Origin of the sequence: Leifsonia sp. 71-9 (assembly GCF_001898805.1) — a bacterium.
Taxonomy (GTDB): Bacteria; Actinomycetota; Actinomycetes; order Actinomycetales; family Microbacteriaceae; genus Leifsonia.
This window is the reverse complement of record NZ_MKVJ01000006.1, coordinates 11861-34994: the sequence shown is the minus strand read 5'-3', so window position 1 is coordinate 34994 and position 23134 is coordinate 11861. Positions and strand designations below refer to the sequence as shown.

Annotated in this window: 18 protein-coding genes and 1 pseudogene; 5 read left to right on the top strand and 14 right to left on the bottom strand. The window is 70.9% G+C overall.

Annotated elements, in window-relative coordinates:
• Positions 1–5 precede the first annotated feature (5 nt).
• The 6 genes from BGO91_RS04330 to BGO91_RS04305 form a co-directional block, all read right to left on the bottom strand.
• Complete coding sequence (locus BGO91_RS04330; RefSeq protein ID WP_290471645.1) at positions 6–806, bottom strand: hypothetical protein; 801 nt, start codon at positions 804–806, stop codon at positions 6–8.
• On the bottom strand, positions 803–1642 hold the full coding sequence (locus tag BGO91_RS04325; protein WP_290471644.1) for a glycosyltransferase family 2 protein: 840 nt from the start codon (positions 1640–1642) through the stop codon (positions 803–805). The genes BGO91_RS04330 and BGO91_RS04325 overlap by 4 nt, the downstream gene beginning before the upstream one ends.
• 23 nt (positions 1643–1665) lie before the next feature.
• A complete protein-coding gene (locus tag BGO91_RS04320) occupies positions 1666–2925 on the bottom strand; it encodes an ABC transporter ATP-binding protein (RefSeq protein ID WP_290471643.1) in 1260 nt (419 codons plus the stop codon).
• A gap of 1 nt (position 2926) precedes the next feature.
• Positions 2927–3826 (bottom strand): ABC transporter permease, encoded by a 900-nt coding sequence (locus BGO91_RS04315; protein ID WP_290471642.1) that lies wholly within the window; start codon positions 3824–3826, stop codon positions 2927–2929.
• Positions 3827–3860: 34 nt separating this feature from the next.
• Positions 3861–5237, bottom strand: coding sequence for a glycosyltransferase (locus tag BGO91_RS04310; RefSeq protein WP_290471641.1), 1377 nt, complete (start codon positions 5235–5237; stop codon positions 3861–3863).
• A gap of 145 nt (positions 5238–5382) precedes the next feature.
• On the bottom strand, positions 5383–6447 hold the full coding sequence (locus tag BGO91_RS04305; RefSeq protein ID WP_290471640.1) for a glycosyltransferase family 2 protein: 1065 nt from the start codon (positions 6445–6447) through the stop codon (positions 5383–5385).
• 75 nt (positions 6448–6522) lie between these two features.
• Between BGO91_RS04305 and BGO91_RS04300 the strand changes: the two genes are divergently transcribed.
• From BGO91_RS04300 to BGO91_RS04285, 4 genes are all read left to right on the top strand, one after another.
• Positions 6523–9468, top strand: a complete 2946-nt coding sequence (locus tag BGO91_RS04300; protein ID WP_290471639.1) for a glycosyltransferase — start codon at positions 6523–6525, stop codon at positions 9466–9468.
• 72 nt (positions 9469–9540) lie between these two features.
• Positions 9541–11031 carry a DUF2142 domain-containing protein gene (locus BGO91_RS04295; protein ID WP_290471638.1) on the top strand — a complete coding sequence of 497 codons (1491 nt, stop codon included), beginning with the start codon at positions 9541–9543 and terminating at the stop codon, positions 11029–11031.
• Positions 11032–11077: 46 nt separating this feature from the next.
• Positions 11078–13555, top strand: coding sequence for a glycosyltransferase (locus tag BGO91_RS04290; RefSeq protein WP_290471637.1), 2478 nt, complete (start codon positions 11078–11080; stop codon positions 13553–13555).
• 1 nt (position 13556) lies between these two features.
• Positions 13557–14540, top strand: a complete 984-nt coding sequence (locus BGO91_RS04285; RefSeq protein ID WP_290471636.1) for a glycosyltransferase — start codon at positions 13557–13559, stop codon at positions 14538–14540.
• On the opposite strand, the gene BGO91_RS04280 is transcribed toward BGO91_RS04285, so the two are convergent.
• The 8 genes from BGO91_RS04280 to BGO91_RS04245 form a co-directional block, all read right to left on the bottom strand.
• Entirely contained in the window at positions 14512–16086 is a 1575-nt protein-coding gene (locus tag BGO91_RS04280) for a DUF2142 domain-containing protein (RefSeq protein WP_290471688.1), read from the bottom strand. The two genes, BGO91_RS04285 and BGO91_RS04280, sit on opposite strands and share 29 nt — an antisense overlap.
• A gap of 5 nt (positions 16087–16091) precedes the next feature.
• Positions 16092–16469: a DUF2304 family protein gene (locus BGO91_RS04275; RefSeq protein ID WP_290471635.1), complete on the bottom strand. Its 378-nt coding sequence runs from the start codon at positions 16467–16469 to the stop codon at positions 16092–16094.
• On the bottom strand, positions 16469–17203 hold the full coding sequence (locus BGO91_RS04270) for a glycosyltransferase family 2 protein (RefSeq protein WP_290471634.1): 735 nt from the start codon (positions 17201–17203) through the stop codon (positions 16469–16471). The genes BGO91_RS04275 and BGO91_RS04270 overlap by 1 nt, the downstream gene beginning before the upstream one ends.
• Positions 17204–17240: 37 nt before the next feature.
• Positions 17241–18137 carry a glycosyltransferase gene (locus tag BGO91_RS04265; RefSeq protein WP_290471633.1) on the bottom strand — a complete coding sequence of 299 codons (897 nt, stop codon included), beginning with the start codon at positions 18135–18137 and terminating at the stop codon, positions 17241–17243.
• A gap of 79 nt (positions 18138–18216) precedes the next feature.
• Positions 18217–19794 (bottom strand): DUF2142 domain-containing protein, encoded by a 1578-nt coding sequence (locus BGO91_RS04260; protein WP_290471632.1) that lies wholly within the window; start codon positions 19792–19794, stop codon positions 18217–18219.
• Positions 19791–20807, bottom strand: coding sequence for a Gfo/Idh/MocA family oxidoreductase (locus BGO91_RS04255; RefSeq protein ID WP_290471631.1), 1017 nt, complete (start codon positions 20805–20807; stop codon positions 19791–19793). Before BGO91_RS04255 ends, BGO91_RS04260 begins: the two co-directional genes overlap by 4 nt.
• Positions 20807–21901, bottom strand: a complete 1095-nt coding sequence (locus BGO91_RS04250; protein WP_290471630.1) for a DegT/DnrJ/EryC1/StrS aminotransferase family protein — start codon at positions 21899–21901, stop codon at positions 20807–20809. The genes BGO91_RS04255 and BGO91_RS04250 overlap by 1 nt, the downstream gene beginning before the upstream one ends.
• On the bottom strand, positions 21898–22482 hold the full coding sequence (locus BGO91_RS04245; RefSeq protein ID WP_290471629.1) for an acyltransferase: 585 nt from the start codon (positions 22480–22482) through the stop codon (positions 21898–21900). The genes BGO91_RS04250 and BGO91_RS04245 overlap by 4 nt, the downstream gene beginning before the upstream one ends.
• A gap of 293 nt (positions 22483–22775) precedes the next feature.
• On the opposite strand from BGO91_RS04245, the pseudogene BGO91_RS04240 reads away from it, so the two are divergent.
• A pseudogene (locus BGO91_RS04240) lies at positions 22776–23134 on the top strand (hypothetical protein); the annotation flags it as partial.

The window sequence follows — 23134 nt, the reverse complement described above, 5'->3', positions numbered from 1 at the left end:
GGCGATCAGTCCAGCTCGCCGAGGCGCAGGTAGCGGTAGAACTCCGCCTTGCGCTCGGCGAGGCTGTGGTGCTGGTTCGTCTCGTCGAGGACGAACTCCAGCGGGGTGTCCACCTTGCGCAGCGTCCAGCCTCGCCGACGGGCGTACCCGCACATCCAGATGTCCTCGAGGAAGGCGAAGTAGCGAGGCAGCTCGGTGAAGAAGGCGTCGTCGGCGACGATGTCGATGTCGCACACGCAGCCGCCCGTCCCGACGTAGCTCACGCGGTCGCCGGGCTCGGCGGGCACCCGCGCCCAATAGTCGCCGGACATCGTCCAGGCCCAGTACCCCGCGATGGTGTGCGTGCCGGAGGCGGCGAGCAGATCGGCGACGAAGTGGTCGGACACGTCCTGGTCGTCGTCGAGCATGAGGAACGGCCCCCGGTAGCCGGACTCCCGCAGCGACCGCGCGATGAAGAAGCGGCCGAGCCCGCCCACGTTCGTCCGGCTCGTGAACAGGGCCACCTCGGAGAGCGCACCGGCCGGGGTGAACCGCCCGATCCGCTCGCGGTAGTAGGCGTCGTCGGCCGGGTTGTTGTTCCAGAGCAGCAGGCGCACGCGGCGGCCGTCGATGCGCTGCGCGTCGAGCTGCGCGAGCACGGTGTCGATGCGCTCGCGCCGGTTCCAGAGGCACATGATGAGAGCGAGGTCGCCGTCGCCCGCGCGGCCGGCGAGGGTCTCGAGGCGGAAGCCGCCCGACCGGTACCGGCGCTGGGCGATGCGCCAGCGCACCGCGGACGCGATGCGCTGCGGGGAGAGGCGACTCACCGCGAGACCCACCACAGGCGGCCCCAGAGACCGAGCCGCACGGCGGCGCGCAGCGGCGCGAAGTACCAGGCCGCGTACTTGCGCGAGAGGTACCGGTAGGCGCTGTCGTGGTGCGCCTTCTCCATCGGCTTGCGCACGCCGGTGGTGGAGTGCGCTCCCGAGTGCAGGACGCGCGACTCCGGGATGTACATGTTGCGCCAGCCCGCCTTGCCGAGGCGGTCGCCCAGGTCGACGTCCTCGAAGTACATGAAGTATCCCGGGTCGAAGCCGCCGACCTCGCGATACGCCGTCGCGCGGACGAGCAGGCACGCACCCGAGAGCCAGCCGGCCGCCCGGCGGGCGTCGGTCTCGTTCTCGGCGCGATAGCGCACGGTCCACGGGTTCTTCGGCCAGATGCGGCCGAACAGCGCGTGCGCCACACCGGTGCGCAGCGACGGGAGACGACGCGCCGACGGATAGACGGTGCCGTCGGGATCGAGGATCGTCGGACCGAATGCGCCACCCGCCGGGAGCTCGTCGGCCGCCGAGACGAGGGCGTCGATCGACCCGGGGGTGAAGACCACGTCCGGGTTCACGATGAGGATGTAGTCCGGCTCCGTGCGGGCGGCGTCGACGGCGGCCCGCACCCCGCCGCCGTAGCCCTCGTTGGTGGTCAGGGCGACGAACCGGTACCCCGCCGCCGTGACGCGCTCGCCGGTCTCCGCCGCCTCCGCGGAGGCGTTGTCGGCGACGACGACCTCGGCGACCGACCCGGCCGACGGCAGGGAGCGCAGGAAGTCGTCGATCGTTCCGAGCGAGTTGTACGTCACCGTGACGACGAGGACGGAGGCAGTCATGGGTCCCTTCGGGGCTTCGCGGGTCAGGAGGAGAGGTCGAGCACCTCGGGGACCGCGTGGACCATGCCGACGGCGAGCGGGTAGTACGGCACATCGAAGGAGCATGCCTGCGGGACGTCCGAGAGGTGGCGGCCCGCGCTGTCCATCAGGGAGGCGTTGACGAAGTACTTGCCGGCGCCGAACCGCGCGTCGCGGAGCACGAAGCCGACCGTGCGCCGTTCGCGCAGGGTGGGGAACTCGGCCCCGATCCGCAGCGTCGTGGTGCCGTAGACGGGCTGACCGAGCGTGTTGTCGATCTGGATCGCGCACATCCAGTCGGAGATGCCGGTGTCGTGCTCGAGGGTGACCTCGATGCGCAGGTCGTCGCCCGGCTGCACCGGGTCGCCCGGGTCGCGGCCTTCGGCCCAGGCGCGGGCCTCGAGGACGCGGCCGTGCTCGGTGACCGTCGGCTCGCCGTGCTTGGCCGCCTGGACGGCCGCCTCGGCTTCGGCCTCGACGACCCGGCGGCCCTCGAGGATGTTGCGGAACTCCGTCACGGCCTCGCCCGGCTCGCCGTCGTAGACGACCGCGCCGCGGTTGAGCAGGATGGCGCGGTCGGCGAGCTCGGTGACCTGGCTGAGGTTGTGGGTGACCAGGATGATCGTCCGGCCCTCCTCCTGGAAGGAGCGGATCTTGTCCAGGCACTTGCGCTGGAACGCCTCGTCGCCGACGGCGAGCACCTCGTCCACCAGCAGCAGATCCGGGTCCGTGTGGACGGCGACGGCGAACGCGAGCCGCACGTACATGCCGGACGAGTAGAACTTGACCTGGGTGTCGATGAAGTCGCCGATGCCCGAGAAGCTCAGGATCTCGTCGAACCGCTCCTCCGTGTCCTCGCGGGTGAGGCCGAGTATGGAGGCGTTGAGGTAGACGTTCTCGCGGCCGGTGAGGTCGGGGTGGAATCCGGCGCCCAGCTCGAGGAGGGCCGCGATGCGTCCGCGGCGCGCGACGCTGCCGGACGTCGGGTCGATGATGCCGCCGATGACCTTGAGCAGGGTGCTCTTGCCCGAGCCGTTGTGGCCGATCAGGGCCACGGTGTGGCCGGCGCGGATGGTGAGGCTGACGTCGTCGAGCGCCCAGAACTCCTCGCGGTGCTCCTTGCCGCGGCCGAACGAGACGAGCCGCTCCTTCAGTGAGTTGTCCTTGCGGATCACGAACCGCTTCGAGACGTCGGTCACCCGGACGATCTCGGGCGTATCCGCCTCGTCGGGCGTCGTGCCGGTCAGAGTCGTGTCGGTCGTCATCTCACACCACCTGCGCGAAGTTGCCCTGCAGCCGGGAGAAGACCCGCTGGAAGCCGAAGAGGAGGACGACGCCGATCACGAAGGCGATGCCCATGCGGAGCAGCAGCTGGTCGGGGTACTCGGCGACGCCCTGGCCGCCGACCCACATCGCCTTCTGGAACCCGAGGACGGCGAGCGTCACCGGGTTGTCCGTGTAGATGTCGAGCGCCAGCGAGTGGCCGAGGGCGTCCCGGACCATGGTCCACGAGTAGACGATCGGCGACGCCCACAGCAGCAGCAGGAGGACGACCTCCACGAGGTACTGCACGTCGCGCAGGTACACGTTGACCGCGGACAGCAGGAGGCCGAAGGCCGTGCCGAAGACCAGCAGCAGGAGGACTGAGGGGATGAGGTACCACGTCTCCGCGTGGAGCGGAGGCTTGCCGATCACGATGGTCGCGATGAGCAGGATCGCGAACTGGATGAGGAAGTTGAAGATCGCGGAGCCGACGCTGGCGAGCGGGAAGATCTCGCGCGGCAGGTAGATCTTCTTGATCAGCCCGGCGTTGCCGACGATGGAGGCCGTCGTCCCGCTGATGATCTCGCTGAACAGTCCGTACACGGTCAGACCGGTGAAGACGTAGATCGCGAAGTCGGGGATGCCGCGCTCCGCGTTCAGGATCTTGCCGATGACGATCGCGTAGATGAGCAGCTGGGTGAGCGGCCGGACGAGGGTCCAGACGAAGCCGAGGACGCTGTCCTTGTACCGCGACTTGAGATCGCGGCGGACCAGCAGGGAGAGGAGCTCGCGGTGACGGAGGATGTCACGCAGGGAGGCCCACGAACCGCTCGAGCTGTCGTCGCCGCTGACCGCCACCATGCGCTCGGTCGCGAGCGCGCGGTATCGATCCTGTGCTGTCATGTAGTCGTCGATTCTCTTTCGGGGATTCGATGGATTATAGCCCGCGGCGTCGCGCCGACAGGCGCCCGGTGAGGGCGCGCAGGGGGCGCGTCAGACGCCACGACGTGCTCGACTCCAGGCCGGCGATGCGGATGCGGAGGTCCCTGTCGATGCGGGCCCGCTCGGAGACGATGCCCGCCACCCGGTCGGGCGCCGGGGAGGGGTTCTTGCAGAACTCGACGAGGGCCGCCAGCGAGTGCTCCCAGGTGAGGTCCTTGGCGAACTCGCGGACGTTGGCGCTGATCCGCTCGCGTGCGTCGTCGTCGTAGAGGAGCTCCTCGATCGCGGTGGCGAGCGCCTCCACATCCTCCGGCGGGACGATGCGGCCGAGGTCGTTCTCGCGCACCAGGGAGGCGAACGTGTCGCCGTCGGTGCTGACGATCGGCAGGGAGGCCCAGAGGTAGTCGAGGATGCGGGTGCGGAAGCTGAAGGCGGTCTCGAGGTGGTCGAAGTGGGTGCTGACGCCGAGGTCCGCGTCGAGCAGGTAGTCGGCGCGGTCGGCGTAGGGGACCCAGGACTCGTTGAAGAAGACCGTCGTGCCGAGGAGGCCCAGGTCCTCCGCGCGCTGGCGCGCCGCCACCGCCATCCGCATCGTCGGGATGTTGGGGTTGGGATGGGCGGCGCCCAGGAAGTAGAGGCGCAGATCGGGGTGCGACCGGCGCGCGCGGTCGACCGCGTCGATGAGCGTCAGAGGATCGAACCAGTTGTAGATCCCGCCGCCCCAGATGATCACCTTGTCGTCGGGGCCGATGCCGTCCACCGCGCCCTTGATGCCGTGGCGCTTCTGCACGGGCGGCTCGTTCTGAACGCCGAACGGCGCGATGCCCAGCAGGGAGCGCAGGCTCGGGTCGCGGTCGTAGGTCGCGGGGTTGATGCGGGCGAGGCCGGCCAGCTGGCCGAGCCAGAAGTCGCGCTGCTTCTCGGAGGCGCACACGAGGTAGTCCGCGCGCTCCAGCTGGTCGTTCAGCACCTCGACGGTGTCGATCGACAGCGCGAGGCGCTCCTCCGGGCCGAAGTCCTTGGCCTGCTCGAGCTGCTCGAGGTGCATCGGGTCGTAGATGTCGGCCACGATGATGGTGTCGGTCTGCTTGATCCACGGGTGGCTGCGCAGGATGTGGCCCTGGAACACCAGCACCTCGGCCCAGGCGACGTGGCCGCGGAGGGCGTCGTCGTCGGCGAAGGCGACGTGGAAGTCGGTGGCCGTGATGGTGGAGGCCGTGGTCGACACGAGGCGCACGTCCGCGAACTGCGAGAGAGCCTTCGAGATCTCCCAGGAACGGATCGCCGGTCCGGCCATCAGCTGGCCGAGGGTGTCCGGCGTCACGACCAGGATGCGGGTGCGTTCGTCCGGCTTCGCATCGGTGTCAGACATGGTGACGCTCTCCTGTTCGTGAAGCGCACGTGTTTTCCCGCTGCGCCTGTTCTGTGGGGCCCCCGCCCACTCCCGGAGAGTCCCGGACGAGCAAGCCGCTCGGCAGGTTACCACTGCAGTCGGTGAGGAAGTCGGGAGCCGCCTGTCAGCCCCGGCGTCGCAGCAGGCGCGCGGCGCGGTCGGTGAGGCGGACGATCTTGCGCGAGGACAGCCGGCCGAGCTCCTCGTGCGCCCGGTGCGCGTCGTCGTGGGCCTCGGCGGCGGCGCTCTCGGCTCGGGATGCGCGCTCCTCCGCCTCCGCGACCCGGCGGTCGAGGTCGGCGAGCGCGAGACCGATCCGGCGCTGGTCGCCGGCGGACGCGGTGAGCGGTTCGTCGGCGACCGGGGAGGCCACGGTGTCGGCGATCCGGCGGTCGGGCACGTAGGTCCCGTCCGCGAGGCCGGCCGCCAGCTCGTCCTCGTCGGGATGGCGGCACAGGTAGAGGGGGAGCAGCACGCCGTCGAGCAGCCGGCGGTAGTCGCGCATCCCGTGATGGTTGGGGCTCGGCGTGAGCTCGGAGTTCTCGTAGGCGCTGCCCGCGTTGCGCACCTTGCGGCTGTACTGGGCCCAGGAGCGCCAGGGGAAGTGGAGCACCTCGATCCCGGCGCCGGCCGGCACGGGGCCGCGGTTCTCGAGGTTCACGTAGTGGTTGCCCTGCACGACCTCGACATCGGCGCTTCCGACGTGGGCGACGTCGTCGGTGGCGTGGGCGCGCAGCCCGACGCGCCGCAGCTGCTCGACCGTGCGCAGGTCGCGGTAGGCGAGCCGCTGCAGGCCGGTTCCCGCGAGTGCGGCCGGCCCGATCATGTCGTGGACGGGGACCGGGAACGCCTGGATGTCCGTGGGGATGCGCTCGAACGCCTCCTTGAGGGTGAGGCCCGGCGTCTGCGGGAGCCAGAACTCGTCAGCGTCCGCATTGATCACCCAGTCGGCGCCGTGGACCGTGGCCGCGTCGCGCGCCATCCGCGTGACCGTGGGGCTCTGCTGCTTGCGGTGCTCGGGATCGTGCCGGAGCTCGATGAGCCCGCGCCGTTCGTAGTCCGCCAGCAGCTCCGCGGTACCGTCCACCGAGCCGTTGTCGGTCACGATGATCGTGTCCACACCCTGCCCGAGATGGTGGTCGAGCATCGCCCCCACGATGTCGGCCTCGTCCCGGACCATCAGGGTCATCGCCAATCTCACACGCGCCTCCAGAAGGTCCAGTCTACGGGCGGCGCGGAGGCGCCCGCGGCTACACTGATCCGGATGACTTCCTGGATGGACGACGCCCAGCGCGCAGTGCGCAAGGTCCTCGCTCCCGAGACGGCGGCCGGAAAGACTCTGCGAGCCGGCAAAGACGCCGCCCGCACCTTCCGCGACGGCGTCTGGCCGCGGACCCCCGAACCGGAACCCGTGCGCGAGGGGCCCGGCCTCGCCGACTACGCCGAGTGGCTGGCCGAGCAGCCGCCGCTCGAGCCGCTCCCCACGAGCGTGGACGCCGCGTTCGTCGTCGTGATCGAGACGGCCGGAGACCCCGACGACGCCGCCCGCGAGCGCGAGCGCGTCACCATCGCCAGCGTCGAGGATCAGGGCGGTGCTTCGGCGCGCGTGCTGACCGTTCCGTCGGGTACGCCGATGCGCGACGTGCTGGCGGGCGCGGCCGAGGACTTCGTGCTGTTCCTGCGCGCCGGATCGGTGCTCCGGCCGCTCGCGCTGGAGCAGATCGCCAAGCAGTACCGGGTGGACCCCGTGCTGCGGGTCGTGGCCTTCGACTCCGACACGCTCGACGCGGAGGGCGGCAGGACCGCCCCGCGCTTCCGCCCGGAGTGGTCGCCGGAGATGATGCTGGGCGCCAACTACCTCGGCCGTGCTTTCGCGATCCGGGTCGACCTGGCGAGGGACGTGCCGTCGGCCGCCGTCGACGATCACGGCGTGTGGAGGCTGCTGCTGGCGGGCGAGTTCGGGGACGAGACGGTCGATCTCATCCCGCACGTGCTGCTCTCGGAGCCCGAGGGCTCGACCCCGCCGGTGCGGGCGGCCGACGCGGCGATGGTCGCCGCTGTGCTGAGCGCCCGGGGCGAGCGGGCCGAGGCCGAGGTCGTGGACGGCGTGGTGCGCGTGCGCTTCCAGCCGGCCGAGTGGCCGAGCGTGTCGATCGTGATCCCGACCCGCCACTCGCGGGCGAACCTCGAGCGCCTGCTCCCGAGCCTGGCGACGACCGACTACCCGGCCTTCGATGTGACGGTCGTCGACAACGGAGGCGAGTCGGCCGAGAACGACGACTGGTACGCCGCGATCGGCAGCGGGCTGCCGTTCCGCCACGTGTGGTGGACGGAGGACCCGTTCAACTACTCGCGCGTGAACACCGTGACCGCGCGGTCGACGCAGGGCGACGTCCTCGTCTTCCTCAACGACGACACCGAGATCGTCGACCCGGGCTGGCTGCGCGAGATGGTCGGCCTGCTCTCGCGCGACGGGATCGGCACCGTCGGCTACCAGCACCGCACCGCCGACGGGCGGGTGCAGCACGGCGGCGTCATGATCGGGCCGGGCGGCTTCGCGGCGAACCTCTTCGCCGGCATGCGCCCGGACGAGGACTCCCTGATGGGTCCGGTGGCCTGGTATCGCGACAGCCTCGCCGTCACCGCGGCCTGCGTCGCGATCCGGCGCACGCATTTCGAGGAGGTCGGCGGCTTCGACGAGCGGTTCCAGCTCACCGGCAGCGACGTGGTGCTCGGCCTCGACCAGGTCATCCGCGGCCGGCGCAACGCGGTCATCCCCTTCGACGCGGTGCGGCACTTCGAGTCGCTCACGCGCGGTGCCCACGCCCCGCGGGCCGACTCCTTCGCCAGCTACTGGCGCTACCACCCGTGGATCGTCGGGGGAGACCCGTACATCTCCCCGAACGTCTCGCGGCTCTCCGCCGTGCCCCGGTTCGCCGCCGCCGACGACCCGAGCCCGCTGGAGCTGGCGCTCGCCGGGCTCGGCCGGCCGTTCGTCTCCGACGCGCAGCGCTCCACGATCTCCGAGGACGCGACCGCGCTGCTGCCGATCGCCTCGATCTCGGCCGCGGAGGTGGCGACCGTCCGCGAGACGCACGCCTCCATCGCGGGCCGGCGGGAGGTGCGGACCGTCAACTGGCTGCTGCCCGGATTCGATCTGCCGTTCTTCGGCGGCGTCAACACGGCGCTGCGCATCGCGGACAAGCTCCACCGCGAGCACGGCGTCGCCAACCGGTTCTTCGTCAACGGGCACCCGAACGACGAGTTCTACGCGTCCGCGATCGCGGCGGCCTTCCCCTCCCTCGCGGACTCCGAGGTGCACAACTACTACGGCACCGACGAGGGCCTCGCCGCCATCCCGCCCGCCGACGCCGCCATCGCCACCTTCTGGCTCACGGCGCGGGATGTCGCCAAGCTTCCCGGGGACACGCGCAAGTTCTATCTCGTCCAGGACTACGAGCCCTCGTTCTACCCGGCCAGCACCATGTTCGCGATGACGGAGCAGACCTACCGGCTCGGCCTCTACGGGATCTGCAACACCCGGAGCATGCACGACATCTACGCGGGCGGCTACGAGGGGACGGCGACGTACTTCACGCCAGCAGCCGACCGCGGCATCTTCCATCCGGAGGGCCGCGAAGAACGGGCTCCCGGCGATCCGGTGACGATCTTCGCGTACGCGCGCGACCACTTCCGCAACTGCTGGGAGCTGGTGTTCGCGGCGCTCAGCGAGATCAAGCGCCGCCACGGCGACGGCGTGCGCATCGTCGCGGCCGGCGCGAAGTACCTCCCGCCGAGCGCCGACTTCATCGACCTGGGGCTGCTGGACTACCGGGCGACCGGGCGCCTCTACCGCGGGACCGACATCGGGGTGACGATGCAGATCTCGCGGCATCCCTCGTACCTCCCGGTCGAGCTCATGGCGAGCGGTGTCGCGATGGTCGTCCCGGACTCGCCCTGGTTCCGCTGGCTGTTCGCGGGCGGGGAGAACGCCAGGACCACCATGATGACCGTCGAGGAGGTCGTGGCCGGCATCGACGAGCTGATCCGGGACGAGCAGCTGCGTCGCCGGATCGCCACGGCGGGCGTCGAGACCATCGACCGCGCCCACTCGGACTGGGATGCCGCGCTCGACGGGATCTACGACTTCCTCTGCGACCCCGAGACAAACGCGATCCCCACGGAGGCGCCGACCTGGATCGCGCCGTGAGCCGTCCGTACGCGCGCCGGGCGGCTTGTTAGGCTGGAAGCTGTTTTCGTTCCACCGGGAGGGCTCTGCACCATGGCACGGACGACACCGAGATTTCCGCTCGGATTCTTCGGGGCGGTGTTCGGCGCAGTCGTGGCGCTGACCACTCTGTGGTCGCTCGCCTCGCCGCTGTACTCCATCCCGGACGAGGGGTCCCACATCGTGCGTGCGGCCGCAGCGGTGCGGGGACAGATCGTCGAGGGCCCGGAGGGCTACGACGTCCCCGACTACATCACGCGCCCCGGCGGCTTCACCTGCTTCGTCGGCAAGCCGACGGTGACGGCCGCGTGCGAGAAGGCTCCCGACGTCGCGGACCCGGACGCGCTGACGACGCTGCCGTCCAGTGCCGGGTCGAACAGCCCGGTGTATTACCTCATCGTCGGTCTGCCGACCCTCGTGTCGTCGGGCGACGTCGCCCTCTATTCCATGCGCATCCTCTCGGGCGCCATCGCCGCCGCCCTGCTCGCCCTCACCGCAGCGCTCCTGCGCACCTGGCCGGGCTCGCGCTGGGCGCTGCTCGCGCCCGTCCTGGCCATCACCCCGACCGCCCTGTTCCTCGGCGGCGGGGTCAACCCCAACGTCGTGGAGATGACCTCCGCGGGTGCTCTCGTCGTCGGTCTCCTCACCCTCGCGAAGCAGCGGCCGACGGGATGGGTGCTCTGGACGGCGGGAGCCCTCACCGTCGCCTCCGCCGCGCTCGTGACGGGCGGCCGGAGCCTCGGACTGCTCTGGCTGGTGTTCGCGGCCGTCGTGACCGTCGTGATGATGGGGCGCGAAGACTGGCGGGCCATCCTGCGCCGGGTCTCGACCTGGGTCGTCGTCGGGCTCACCGCGGTCGTCGGGGCCTTCGCCCTCTTCTGGTTCACCCAGCCGGGGACGCAGGTCCACGCGCTGGAGCACCCGGTGCCGGGGAGCCGGTGGACGGTCTTCCAGACCATGGTGGAGCGGACGTTCGGCTACTGGCGCGAGATGATCGGCAGTTTCGGGTGGCTCGACGTCGTCGCGCCGGAGGCGGTGTTCTCGATCATCGTCACCGGTCTCGGCGCGCTCGTCGTCGGCGGCTTCGTGCTCGGTCGGGGGCGGGAGCGGTACGTGGCGATGGGCTTCGGGCTCGCGCTCTTCGTCGTGCCCGTCGTGACGCAGCTCATCCTGTTCCGCCAGGTGGGCTGGGTGTGGCAGGGGCGGTACATGCTCGCCGTGCTCCTGATGACCACCATCTTCCTGGGGCTCGCGCTCGACCGCCGCTTCCCGCTGGGGCTCACCCGCAACGTGGTCTCCGTGCTGCGGGTCTCGATCGTCCTGGTGGCCATCGCCCAGTTCCTCTCGTTCTTCTACACGCTGCTGCGGTACGCGACCGGCTCCGGCAGCTACGTGGCCCTTCTCAACGACCCCGGCTGGCAGCCGCCGGGCGGCACCATCGCGCTCCTGGTGCTGTTCGTGGCGGTGTGCGTGCTCGCCGTCGTCGGGATCTGGCGGGCGCTCCCGCGTCTGCTCGCGCCGGAGAGCCGGCTCCCGGCGCTCTGACGGCTCACCTTGGTAGGCTGACGGCCGCAGCAAGCGAAAGGACCCCATGCCCGCACCGCGCCCCGGAGTCGTCTCCGTCGTCCTCGTCAACTTCCGCGGAACCGACGACACGCTGACCGCCGTCGAGCAGCTCGGCCGCATCGACTGGCCGGCCGAGCGGCTGGAGATCGTCATCGTCGAGAACGCCTCCGGTGACGACAGCGCCGAGCGGATCCGCCGGGAGGCGCCGCACGTGCGGCTGGTCGAGTCGTCCGAGAACCTCGGCTTCGCCGGGGGATGCAACCTCGGCGTCGCCGCGTCGAGCGGTGAGTACGTCGCCTTCCTCAACAACGACGCCAAGCCGGACGCCGGCTGGGTCCGTGCGGCCGTGAAGCAGTTCGAGTCGAGCGCCAGGGTCGGCGCCGTCGCGAGCCGCGTGCTCGACTGGGACGGCGAGAAGGTCGACTACATCGGCTCGGCCATGACCTGGTTCGGTCAGGGGTACAAGCCGCTCACCGCGCAGCCCGTGCCGTCGACGCCCGATCGCGTCAAGGACGTGCTCTTCGGCACCGGGTCGGCGATGTTCGTCCGTCGCAGCGTGTACGACCAGCTCGGCGGGTTCGACGAGCGCTACTTCATGTTCTTCGAGGACGTCGACCTCGGCTGGCGCCTCAACCTCCTGGGCCACCGCTTCGTCTACGAGCCCGACTCGCTCGCGTTCCACAAGCACCACGCCTCGATGTCGTCGTTCGGCGCCTTCAAGGAGACCTATCTGCTGGAGCGCAACGCGCTCTTCACCCAGTACAAGAACCTCGGGGACGAGGCGCTCGCCAACGCCCTGCCCGCCACGCTGGCGTTGACCGTCCGGCGCGGCGTCGCGAAGGGCGGGCTCGACTCCACCGAGTTCGATCTGCGCAAGGGCGCTTCCAACGACCCGACGATGGAGGTCTCGAAGGAGACGGTGGCCGCCGTCTACGCGATCGACCAGTTCGTCGAGAACCTGCCCGGCCTCGTCGCCGCGCGCGACGCCGTCCAGTCGTCCCGCGTCGTGTCCGACAGCCGGATCTGGTCGCTCTTCGGCGAGACGGACGCGCCGTCCTACACCGACGAGCACTACCTCGAGGGCTACGACAAGCTCGCCACCGCCTTCCCCGTCACCGAGTCGCCCGACGTCACGCGCGTGCTGATCGTGACCGGCGACCCGATCGGCGCCAAGATGGCGGGCCCGGCGATCCGCGCGTGGAGCATGGCGGAGGCGCTGTCGAAGGACAACCTCGTGACGCTCGTCTCGCTCGCGGGCATCGAGCCGCTTTCGGCCCCGTTCGAGCTGGCCCACGTGCGACCGGGCGACGACCGGGCCATGCGCAAGCTCGAGCAGTCGACCGACGTGATCATCTTCCAGGGCCTCGCGATGGCGCTGTTCGACAGCCTCCGCACCTCGGACAAGATCATCGTCGCCGACATCTACGACCCCATGCACCTCGAGCAGCTCGAGCAGGGCAAGGAGCTCGGCGCCGCCCAGTGGGACAAGCAGGTCCTCGACGCGACGGAGGTGCTCAACGAGCAGCTCGAGCGCGGCGACTTCTTCCTCTGCGCCTCCGAGCGCCAGCGTCACTTCTACCTCGGCCAGCTCGCCGCCCTCGGCCGCATCAACCCGGCCAACTACGCCGACGACCCCGACCTCGACCGGCTCATCACCGTCGTCCCCTTCGGGCTGTCCGAGGAGCCGCCGGTGCACGAGCGCGACGTCCTGAAGGGCGTCCTGCCCGGGATCGGCGCGGACGACAAGGTGCTGCTGTGGAGCGGCGGCCTCTACAACTGGTTCGACCCCCGTTCGCTCATCCGTGCCGTCGCGAAGCTCTCGGAGACCCACGACGACGTGCGCCTGTTCTTCCAGGGGACGAAGCACCCCCACCCAGGCGTGCCCGAGATGGCGATCGTCGCCGAGTCGCGCGCCCTGGCGCGGGAGCTGGGTGTGCTCGACCGCTCGGTGTTCTTCAACGACTCGTGGGTGGACTACGCCGACCGCCAGAACTATCTGACGGAGGCCGACGCCGGCGTGAGCACGCACTTCGCCCACGTCGAGACGACCTTCTCGTTCCGCACGCGCATCCTGGACTACCTGTGGGCCGGACTGCCGATGGTGGTGACGGAGGGCGACCACTTCGCCCAGCTCGTCGCCGAGGAGAAGCTCGGCGTCGTCGTGCCCTCGGGCGACGTCGACGCCCTCGTCGCGGGACTCGAGTCCGTGCTCTACGACGACGCGTTCGCCAAAGCCGCGCGGCGCAACGTGCAGAAGGTGCGCCAGCGATACTTCTGGAGCGCCGTGCTGGAGCCGCTCACCGGGTTCGTGGCCGAGCCGCGTCACGCCGCCGACCTCGTCGCCCGTGGGGTCGTCGGCACGGGGACCACGGTGAAGCGCACGACCACGCGCCGCAAGAAGCACGGCGTCCGTCACGACGTGGGCCTGTTCTTCCATTACCTGCGCAACGGCGGCCCCACCGTGGTCGTCAAGAAGGTGAGGAGCCGCCTCGGGCGGCGCTGACATGGGCATCTCGGTCGCGCTGTGCACCCACAACGGTGAGCGCTACGTGCGCCGTCAGCTCGCGAGCATCCTGTCGCAGACGCTCGGCGCGGACCAGCTGGTCGTCTCGGACGACGCGTCGGCCGACGGCACTGTGGCCGCGATCGAGGAGGAGCTGGACGCCGCACGGCGGGCCGGCGCTCCCGTTCCGGAGGTCGTGGTGCTGCGCAACGCCGAGCCGCTGGGCGTGACGGCGAACTTCGAGTCGGCCCTCGCCGCGTGCACGGAGGACCTGATCGTGCTGAGCGATCAGGACGACGAGTGGGAGACGGACAAGCTCGAGCGGCTGGCCGCCGGCTTCGCCGCGCGGCCCGGACTGCTGTTCCTCCACTCCGACGCCGTCCTGATCGACGATACGGGCGCGCCGGCCGGCGGCACGCTGTTCGGCGCTCTGGAGGTCTCGGACGAGGAGCGGGCGCAGGTGCACTCCGGCGCCGCCTTCCCGGTCTTCCTCCGCCGCAATCTGGCGACGGGGGCGACCGCCGCGCTCCGCCGCGACCTGTTCGACATCGCGCGTCCCTTCCCCGCGGAGTGGGTGCACGACGAGTGGCTCGCCGTCCAGGCCGCGGCGCGGGAGCGGCTCGACCTCACCGAGCGCCCGCTGACGCGCTACCGCCGCCATGACGCGAACCAGATCGGTGCGGGCGACCCGACCCTGCGTCACAAGCTCGCGCGCGTCCTCGGTCGCCGAGGCGACCGCAACCGGACGCTCGCCGTCCGCTCGCGCCTGCTGGCCGACCGCCTGGCCGCCGCGGATGACGTCCGCGAGGGCTACGTCGAGGCTGCGCGCGCGAAGGCGGCGTTCGAGCAGACCAGGGCCGACCTCCCGTCGTCGCGCGTGCGCCGGTTCGTCCCGACGCTCCGGCTGATCGCGGGCGGCGGCTACGGGCGTTACGCCAGCCGGGGCCGGCTCGACATCATCCGAGACCTGCTGCAGCCTGCGTGACCGGCAGCGGTTCACTGCTGCGCTCCGGCCGCGCTGACGCCACGCGCAGCGTGAGCCAGGCCCCCGCGGCGCACAGAGCCGCGAAGAGCACCAGCAGCGTCAGCGAGCCGCCCGGCGGGGCCCACGGCGAGTCGCCTACGAGGAACTGCTTGAGCGAGCCGCCGTCGCCGACCGTGTAGCGGCGGAGGGTGTTCTCGAAGGCGTAGAACTGCGCCGCCGCCAGGGAGATCACGGCGATCCAGCTGAACCGACGCCACGCCGTCGACGCGACGGGCACGGCGACCCGATCGCCGATCAGGGCGGCCAGCCCGACGATCAGGCACAGGAAGAGCGGCAGGTTGTAGCGGCCCTGCCAGATCATCCCGCCGCCGGTGATGTAGAGACCCTGGATGAGGGGCGGCATCAGCAGGAACGCCGCGAGCAGGAGCACGGCGAGCAGGAGGGCGCGCGACCGGAGGAGCGTGAACGCCGCGAACAGCAGGACGCCGATGACGGCCGTCCAGACGAAGAAGACCTCGGGCGGTGCGGGGGTGTCGAGCCAGCCGAAGAGCCCGATCAGGCCGTGCGAGAACTCCACGGTGCGGGCGATCGTGATGAAGAAGCCGCTGGCGGGATTGGTGCCGACGCCGTCGAAGTGCTGCGGCGTCTGATCCGGGTTGTCGACGGCGTTCAGCAGCGAGTTGCTGCCGAGCGTCCAGCCGAGGGCCGCGACCGTGCCCAGGAGGATCACCCCGATGGCGGTCAGGACGGCGGGGCGGCGGAGCAGGGCGCCGAATTCCTTCGCCCCCAGCAGCGCGAACGGCAGCAGCGCGGCCAGGAGCACCCAGACCGGCGAGAGGCCGCGGGCGTTGACCGCGACGGCACCGGACACGCCCACGATCACGCCGCGTCTCCAGAGGAGCGACGGGTTCCGGTCCATGACGACCGCGAGCACCCCGGCGAACACCGCGAGGGTGGCCGTCGCCTCCACGCCGTTGGGATTCACGGACGCGTTGAGGAACAGGGCCATCGGCGTGACCGCGACCGCGAATCCGAGGACGGGGAGGCGGCGGCGCGGCAGCTGCCAGAGCATCCCGAACGCGAGCGCCGCGAACAGGGACGCCAGGATGGCGCTGACGATCCGCATGGCGTAGATGCCCGCGTCGTCGTGGAAGAGGAGGGTGGGCCAGCCGACTGCCACGTAGTACAGCGGGTTGTAGAGGCCGGCTGTGGTGGTCGACGTGGTGAGCGCGCCCGGGTCGGCCGGCGGGGAGATCGGGCAGTTCGCGGTGACCTTCGGGTGGAAGGCGAAGCACGTCGTCCGCTGGGTCTGCGCGACGTACTCCGGCACCGTCACGACGTGCCCGTCGGGGGAGGGGTGTCCGACGAACTGGCCGCGCGCCACGCTCGCCGCTCGGACGATGTGCGCCGGCTCGTCGGGGGAGGCGGAGATCGGGGTCGCCAGCGCCCAGACGGCGGACAGGGCGGAGAGGAGCGCCCAGACGACGAGGACGGCTCGCCAGAACGGCCGCGGGCGCGTCGTCGGGCTCGTGGCGGCAGCGTCCATCGGGGTCACTCCCGTTTCTCGGTGAGGGCGGCGATCTCGGCCCGGAGCTCGTCGATCTGCATCTGCTGGAGCGTGCTGCGCTCCGCGAGCGTCCGCGTCTTGCTCTCGAGGGTGGTCAGCTCCGAGCTGTGCTGGATGCAGACGAGGAAGAGGACCGCGATGCTCACGAAGAACACGAGGTTGACGGGGAGGCCCACGCCGACGAGCGCCGCCGCCCAGTCGAGGATGCCGGGGAAGATCCCGACGACGAGCGCCAGGAGGCCGGCGATGAGCCACCAGATCGCGTGCCGTTCGCGCATGCGGCCGCGGCGGAGCATCTCCACGACCACGGCCAGCGTGAGGAGGGCGGCGAGGATGCCGAAGATGTAAGAGGTGACGGACATCAGGCGGTCGAGGTCTCCTTGACGGCCGCGCGGGGGCGGATCACGGCGACCACCAGCGCGAGGAACGCGCGCGCGAGGTAGACCGCCGACTTGATCGGGTTGTGGCTGGGGGTGCCGGCCGAACGGGGCCGCATCGACACCGGGACCTGGGCGACGCGGAGGTTCGCGCGTGCGGCGATCACGAGTGCCTCGACGGTGTCGCCCAGGTACTCGGCGGGGAAGGCGTGGGCGAAGAGCTCGACGGCGCGGGGGCCGTTCGCCTTGAAGCCGCTCGTCGTGTCCCGGAGCTTCGTGCCGACGATGCGGCTGAGCACGGACGAGAGCAGCTTCATCGCCCAGCGCCGGGGTCCGCGGACGGAGTACTCGCCCTCGCCGGAGAAGCGGGCTCCGATGGCGATGTCGGCCTCGGCGAGGGCCGCCACCAGCGCGGGGACGCTCGCCGGGTCGTGCTGGCCGTCCGCGTCGAGCTGCACGACGACGTCGAAGTCGTTGTCCATCGCGTACTGGAAGCCGAGACGCATGGCGCCGCCGACGCCCATGTTGAAGGGCAGGCGGGCGACGCGCGCGCCCGCGGCGGTCGCCTCCGCGGAGGTCCGGTCGGTCGAGCCGTCGTCCACGACGAGGCAGGAGACACCGGGCAGCTTGCCGCGCACCTCGGCCACGACCGCGGCCACAGAGGCCTCCTCGTTGAACGCGGGCATGACGATGAGCGTGCGTTCGAGGGTGGGCGACATGGCGTTCAGGATACTAGACGACTCGGATCGGGACACGTCAGCGCGTGCGGTTCGTGAAGACATGGCGGAGAAGTGTGCTGCGGCCGTCGCCGTCCCCGCTGCGCACGGCACCGGGGAGCTTGGTCAGGGCGTTGAGGCGGCTGGTGACGTGGCGGCGCGCCGCCCGGGCCGCGCGGTGCCAGCCCATCTCGTCGAGCCGGCGGGCGACGTCGTGGAAGAACTCCCGCTCCTCGTCGAAGCGGCCGCCGTAGCGGGCGGCGGACGACGAGACGCTCGCCTCGTGACGGCGGTAGCGGAACTCCAGGTCCGGCAGCAGTGCGAGCGAGCCCCCCTCGCGGATGATGGTGAGCTGCAGGGCGAGGTCGAGGACGATCTCGTAGTGCGCGTCGAATCCGCCCGCGCGGCGGACGGCGTCGGTACGCCAGCAGATCGACGGGAAGTACGTCCAGTTGCCGCGGAGGAGGCTGACCGCCAGCTTCTCGCCCCGCAGCAGGACGGGCCGGGATCGCGACGGCCGCGACCAGCGCTTGACCCGGTCCGTCAACGGGAGGACGGGCTCGCCCTGGTCGGAGATGACTCGGACCTCCGGCTGGAAGTAGGAGGTTCCCGGGAAGCGCTCGATGGCGGCGACCATGGTCGCCACGTAGCCGGGCTCGAGCGCGTCATCGCAGCCCATCAGCACGAAGTGCTCGTTCTCCACGAGTTCGAGCGAGCGGGAGAAGTTGCCGCTGACGCCCAGGTTGCGCTCGTTGAGGAGGTAGTGCACCCGCGGGTCGTCCAGGCTGCGCACCCATTCGCCCGGCTCGGGGTCGGGGTACTGGTCGTCGATGACGACCAGCCGCCAGTCGGGGTCCGTCTGCGCGAGGACGCTCCCGACGGCCACGCGCAGCTGGGCGGGGTCGCCGTAGAACGGCATCATGATGTCGATCGTCACGTCGCGGATGGCTCTCGTCGATGGGGCGGACCGCCGGGCGCGGTCGCACCTATCTTCGCACGGCGGCCCGGGTGGCCGGTCAGCTCGCCACCAGGGCCGCGCGTCGTCCGCGCCACCCGAACGTGCCCCGCGGCCAGGAGATCGCCGCCGCAGCGGCCAGAGCGACGAAGAAGGCGATGGACCCGATCACCCACACCCAGATGGGTCCGAACGGGAGGTGCCACCACCAGTCGACGCCCGCGTCGAGGTTGAGACCGCGCGCGTTCGTGCCGGTCACGTAGCGCCGGAGGTTGGTGGAGAGCGCGATGTGGTTCGCGAACCAGAGGCCGCCCACGACGACGATCAGCTGCAGGCCGGACATCCCGAGCCCCAGCCTGTTCACCCCCCACAGGCACACCCCGACGAAGAGCAGCACGAGCGGGTACAGGTAGCGCGGCTGGACGCCGGTGCCGACCAGCACCCGGTCGTGCACCAGCACGTAGAGCGGCACGACGACGAGCGCGAGGCCGACCAGGCCGACGGCGATGGACTTGCGCATCGAGCCGTAGCGCAGGCCGAGGAAGGCGACACCGGCGACGATCGTCAGCGACGGCATCCACACCACGGCGGGCATCGCCGTGTCCAGCCAGCCGAGCCCCCACAGCCCGAAGTTGCCGGTCCACAGGGAGGGCAGCTGCAGGAAGTTCTCCACGGTCAGGGCGAGGGTGGCGTGCCGGGAGAGGGGTGTCGCGGTGTCGGGGTTGATCACGCCGCCCTGGCTGCCGGAGAGGTAGAACGCGACGCAGATCACGGCCAGCGCGAGCGTGAAGAGCGAGAGCAGCCAGAAGCGCTTCGTCCGCTCGGCCTTGAGGACCATGACGACGACCATCGCGAGGACCGAGTACGTCGCCGCATCGGATCGCGCCCCCGCGCCCATGAGCGTGGCGACGAGCGCGATCGCGCCGAGACCGATCAGCCTGCCGCGGGACCTCGCCTCGTAGAACCCGAGGAGCGCGAGCCAGAGGGTGACGGCCGAGATGGACGCCCAGCCGGACGGGTTGATGCTCGGGATGATGAACATGCCGAACGGGACGAGCGCGACCATCCCTCCCCACAGCACGATGCCGCGCCGCCCGCGGTCGAGCAGCAGGTAGAGCGCGGTCAGCAGCCCGACGAACAGCAGCGCGTTCAGCGCGCGCATGGCGAGCACCGAGCTGGCGACGTCGTGGCTGACGAACACGCTCATCGTCGTGTAGAAGACGGGCGGGTAGCCGTTGTCGTTGAACGTCCCGCGCTTGGTCTCGGTGAGCTGCTGCGAATCGGCGATCGGGCACGACCCGCTCCGATCGGGGTGGAACGCGTAGCACTTCGCTGCCATCGTCACGGCCTTGGGGACCAGCTTGACCCCGGGGTCGTCCGTGGACTCGCAGAATCCGGCGCGGTCGCCCTGGGCGCACCAGATGCTGCCCAGGTGGTAGTCCTCGTCGGGGCTGGAGCCGACGGGGGAGGCGAACGCCCAGGCGAGGAGGGCGAACAGGAGCGCGACCGGGATGAGCGCCGCGACGACGATGCGCCAGCGGCGCGGCCGGACCACGGCGGAGCCGGTGCGGTCGGAGGCGGGAGGGGCGGGCGTCGTCGCGACCGTTTCGGGTGCGGCGACGGGCGTCGATTCCGTCATCGGGCTCCTTGTGCTTCGCCGGCGACCGGCTCGATCATGATCTCCCGCTCGTCGGCGGCGGACTGCACGACGGCTTCGGCCACCGCGAGGGTCGCGAGCCCTTCGTCCATCGTGACGATGCCGGGGCGTCCGTCCACGATCGCGTCGTGGAACGCCTCGTGCTCGATACGCAGCGGCTCGCGCTTCTTGAGCGCGTAGCGGATGACGGACCCCTCCGCGACGCCGCGGAACGCGGAGACCGCGTCCCACTCGGTCGCGTCGGTGCCGTTCTCGTAGAAAGTGAGGTCTCCGCTCAGGGTGTCGGCGACGAAGGCGCCGAACTCGCCCGTCACGACCGTGACGCGCTCCTTCATCGGGGAGAGCCAGTTCACCAGGTGATTGGTGATGATGCCGTCGCCGAGGCGGCCGTTGAACGCCACCATGTCCTCGTGGGGGCGTCCGCTGCGGCGCGAGGTGTTCGCCGAGACCGCGCGATACGGGCTCTGCGCGAGCCAGGAGGTCAGGTCGATGTCGTGCGTGGCGAGGTCCTTGATCACGCCGACGTCGGCGATGCGCACCGGGAACGGCCCCTGCCGGCGGGTGGCGATCTGGTAGACCGCTCCCAGCTCCCCCTCTTCCAGGCGGTGCCGCAGGCTCTGCAGCGCGGGGTTGAAGCGCTCGATGTGGCCCACCGCTCCGACGAGCGAGCGCGACCGGAAGGCGTCCGCCATGCGGCGCGCACCGGCGACGTCCGCGGCGATCGGCTTCTCGACGAGCGCGTGGACGCCGGCCTCGGCGAGCCGGAGGGCGACCTCCTCGTGCATGGTGGTCGGCACGGCGACGACCGCGGCGTCGACTCCGGACTCGAGCAGCGCGTCCAGTTCGGCGTGCACGGGCACGTCGAGAGTCTCGCCCTCGGCGGCGAAGGGGTCCACCACGCCGACGAGCTCCGCGCCCTCGATCTCGCGGATCACGCGCGCGTGGTTGCGTCCCATCACTCCGAGGCCGATGACCCCGTACCGCAATACCGCCATCAGCTGCCCGCCTTCGCCAGGGTGTTCACGGCCGCGACGATGCGGTCGAGGTCGCGCTCGGTGAGAGACGGGTGCACCGGGAGGGACAGCGCCTGCGCGGCGGCCCGCTCGGTCTCGGGGAGGACGTCGGAGGTGCCGAAGGAGGGGAGGCGGTGCACGGGCGTCGGGTAGTAGACGCCCGTCCCGATCCCGTGCTCCTCGCGCAGGGCGCGGGCGAAGCCGTCGCGGTCCTCCGCGATACGGATCGTGTACTGGTGGTAGACGTGCTCGACGCCCGCGGCGACCGGCGGCGTGACCACGCCGGCGAGGTCGGCGTCGAAGCGGGCGGCGTTGCGGCGTCGGTCAGCGGTCCAGCCGGCCAGCTTGCCCAGCTGCACCCGGCCGATCGCGGCGTGCAGATCGGTCATGCGTGCGTTGAAGCCGGCGATCTCGTTCTCGTACTGCTTGGCCATGCCCTGGTTGCGCAGCAGGCGCACGCGCTGATCGACGGCCTCGTCGGCGGAGACGACCATGCCGCCCTCGCCGGAGGTCATGTTCTTCGTCGGGTAGAGGCTGAACATCGCGAACGTGCCGAAGGTGCCGACCTGGCGGCCGTCGATGGTCGCGCCGTGGGCCTGGGCGGCGTCCTCGAAGAGCGCGAGCGAGTGCGCGGCCGCCACGTCGCCCAGCCGGGCCATGTCGGCCGGGTGGCCGTACAGGTGCACCGGCATGATTCCGGCTGTCCGCGGCCCGATCGCCGCCTCGACGGCGGCGGCGTCGAGGTTGAAGGCGTCCGGCTCGATGTCGGCGAAGACGGGGGTCGCGCCGGTCAGCGCGACGGCGTTGGCGGTCGCGGCGAAGGTGAAGGAGGGGACGATGACCTCGTCGCCCGGTCCGATGCCCGCGGCGAGCAGGCCGAGGTGCAGACCGGAGGTGCCGGAGTTGACCGCGGCGGTCCGGCGGCCCCCGGCGAGGGCCGCCGAGAACTCGGACTCGAAGGCGGCGACTTCGGGGCCCTGGGCGAGCATGCCGCTGCGCAGCACCGCGTCGACGGCCGCCCGCTCCTCGTCGCCGATCAGCGGCCGGGCCGCGGGGATGAATTCAGTGTCGGTCATGCGATGATCTCGAGGGACTGGCCGTCCTCCCGATACCTTTCTCGTGTCTGAGGGCAGATCCATTCGTCGTCCTCTTGGACCAGGGGGACGCCCGCTCGGCCGACCCAGGCGATGCGCCGGGCCGGTACTCCGGCGACGAGGGCGAAGTCCGGGACGTCGCGGGTGACGACGGCTCCGGCGGCGACGGTCGCCCAGCGGCCGACCGTCACGGGGGCGATGCACACGGCGCGGGCGCCGATGGAGGCACCGGTGCGGACGGTGACGCCGACGGGCTCCCAGTCGGCGGCGGACTTCACGCTGCCGTCCGGGTTGATCGCGCGCGGGTAGGTGTCGTTGGTCAGCACCACGGCGGGGCCGATGAAGACACCGTCCTCCAGCACCGCGGGCTCGTAGACGAGCGCGTGGTTCTGGATCTTGCAGCCGTCGCCGACGATCGCGCCGGCTCCGATGTAGGCGCCGCGGCCGATGATGCAGTCCCGTCCGACGGTGGCGTGCTCGCGGACCTGCGCCAGGTTCCACACTTTGGTGCCGTCGCCGACGGTGGCCTGTGCCGATACGTCGGCGTCGTCCGCAACGAACACGGCCACTCCTCCCGGATGCGAATGAGGGCGGGGGCGGAGCCGGCCGAGACGGACGGACCACGGGCCCCCTGAGAACAGTCCCGACCGACGGTATCATTCCCGATGACTCCGAACCTCACCGGCGGGTGCGGGGGAACACACAGCCCGCTCATGGTTGAATAGGTCACGGCCTTGCGTCGGACGCAGTCGCCAACCCGCAACCGGCCGTCCTCACCGCTGCCGGTCGGGCTGGTCGGATCCCGCCGGGGCGGCCACGCCCGTGAATCGACCGATAAGGCTCCAGAGCAGCACACATGATTGTCTTCATCTACGGAACGACGGCGGAAGCGATCAAGATCGCCCCCGTGATCCGTCGCCTCCGCGATCGCGGCATCGCCACGCAGCAGTGGGTCACCATGCAGCACACGGACGCGCTGGTGAAGGTCATGGGCCAGCTCGGACTCGGCGAGCCCGACATCGTCATCGCCACCGGGGCCCGCGGCCGGCCGCTGCGCGGCACCAAGGACGTCGTGACCTGGGGGATGAGCGTCGCCGGCTGGCTGCGCCGCAACCGGAAGCGGCTCAAGGCGTCCCTGCCGGCCAACACCGTCATCGTCGTCCACGGCGACACGATGACCAGCGTCGTCGGCGCGTTCATCGCCAAGCGCCTCGG

Excerpts from the sequence above, each read along its gene's own strand:
- BGO91_RS04325 (WP_290471644.1), bottom strand. The coding sequence starts at position 1,642 with ATGACTGCCTCCGTCCTCGTCGTCACGGTGACGTACAACTCGCTCGGA.
- BGO91_RS04320 (WP_290471643.1), bottom strand. The coding sequence starts at position 2,925 with ATGACGACCGACACGACTCTGACCGGCACGACGCCCGACGAGGCGGAT.
- BGO91_RS04315 (WP_290471642.1), bottom strand. The coding sequence starts at position 3,826 with ATGACAGCACAGGATCGATACCGCGCGCTCGCGACCGAGCGCATGGTG.
- BGO91_RS04310 (WP_290471641.1), bottom strand. The coding sequence starts at position 5,237 with ATGTCTGACACCGATGCGAAGCCGGACGAACGCACCCGCATCCTGGTC.
- BGO91_RS04305 (WP_290471640.1), bottom strand. The coding sequence starts at position 6,447 with ATGACCCTGATGGTCCGGGACGAGGCCGACATCGTGGGGGCGATGCTC.
- BGO91_RS04300 (WP_290471639.1), top strand. The coding sequence starts at position 6,523 with ATGACTTCCTGGATGGACGACGCCCAGCGCGCAGTGCGCAAGGTCCTC.
- BGO91_RS04295 (WP_290471638.1), top strand. The coding sequence starts at position 9,541 with ATGGCACGGACGACACCGAGATTTCCGCTCGGATTCTTCGGGGCGGTG.
- BGO91_RS04290 (WP_290471637.1), top strand. The coding sequence starts at position 11,078 with ATGCCCGCACCGCGCCCCGGAGTCGTCTCCGTCGTCCTCGTCAACTTC.
- BGO91_RS04285 (WP_290471636.1), top strand. The coding sequence starts at position 13,557 with ATGGGCATCTCGGTCGCGCTGTGCACCCACAACGGTGAGCGCTACGTG.
- BGO91_RS04280 (WP_290471688.1), bottom strand. The coding sequence starts at position 16,086 with ATGGACGCTGCCGCCACGAGCCCGACGACGCGCCCGCGGCCGTTCTGG.
- BGO91_RS04275 (WP_290471635.1), bottom strand. The coding sequence starts at position 16,469 with ATGTCCGTCACCTCTTACATCTTCGGCATCCTCGCCGCCCTCCTCACG.
- BGO91_RS04270 (WP_290471634.1), bottom strand. The coding sequence starts at position 17,203 with ATGTCGCCCACCCTCGAACGCACGCTCATCGTCATGCCCGCGTTCAAC.
- BGO91_RS04260 (WP_290471632.1), bottom strand. The coding sequence starts at position 19,794 with ATGACGGAATCGACGCCCGTCGCCGCACCCGAAACGGTCGCGACGACG.
- BGO91_RS04255 (WP_290471631.1), bottom strand. The coding sequence starts at position 20,807 with ATGGCGGTATTGCGGTACGGGGTCATCGGCCTCGGAGTGATGGGACGC.
- BGO91_RS04250 (WP_290471630.1), bottom strand. The coding sequence starts at position 21,901 with ATGACCGACACTGAATTCATCCCCGCGGCCCGGCCGCTGATCGGCGAC.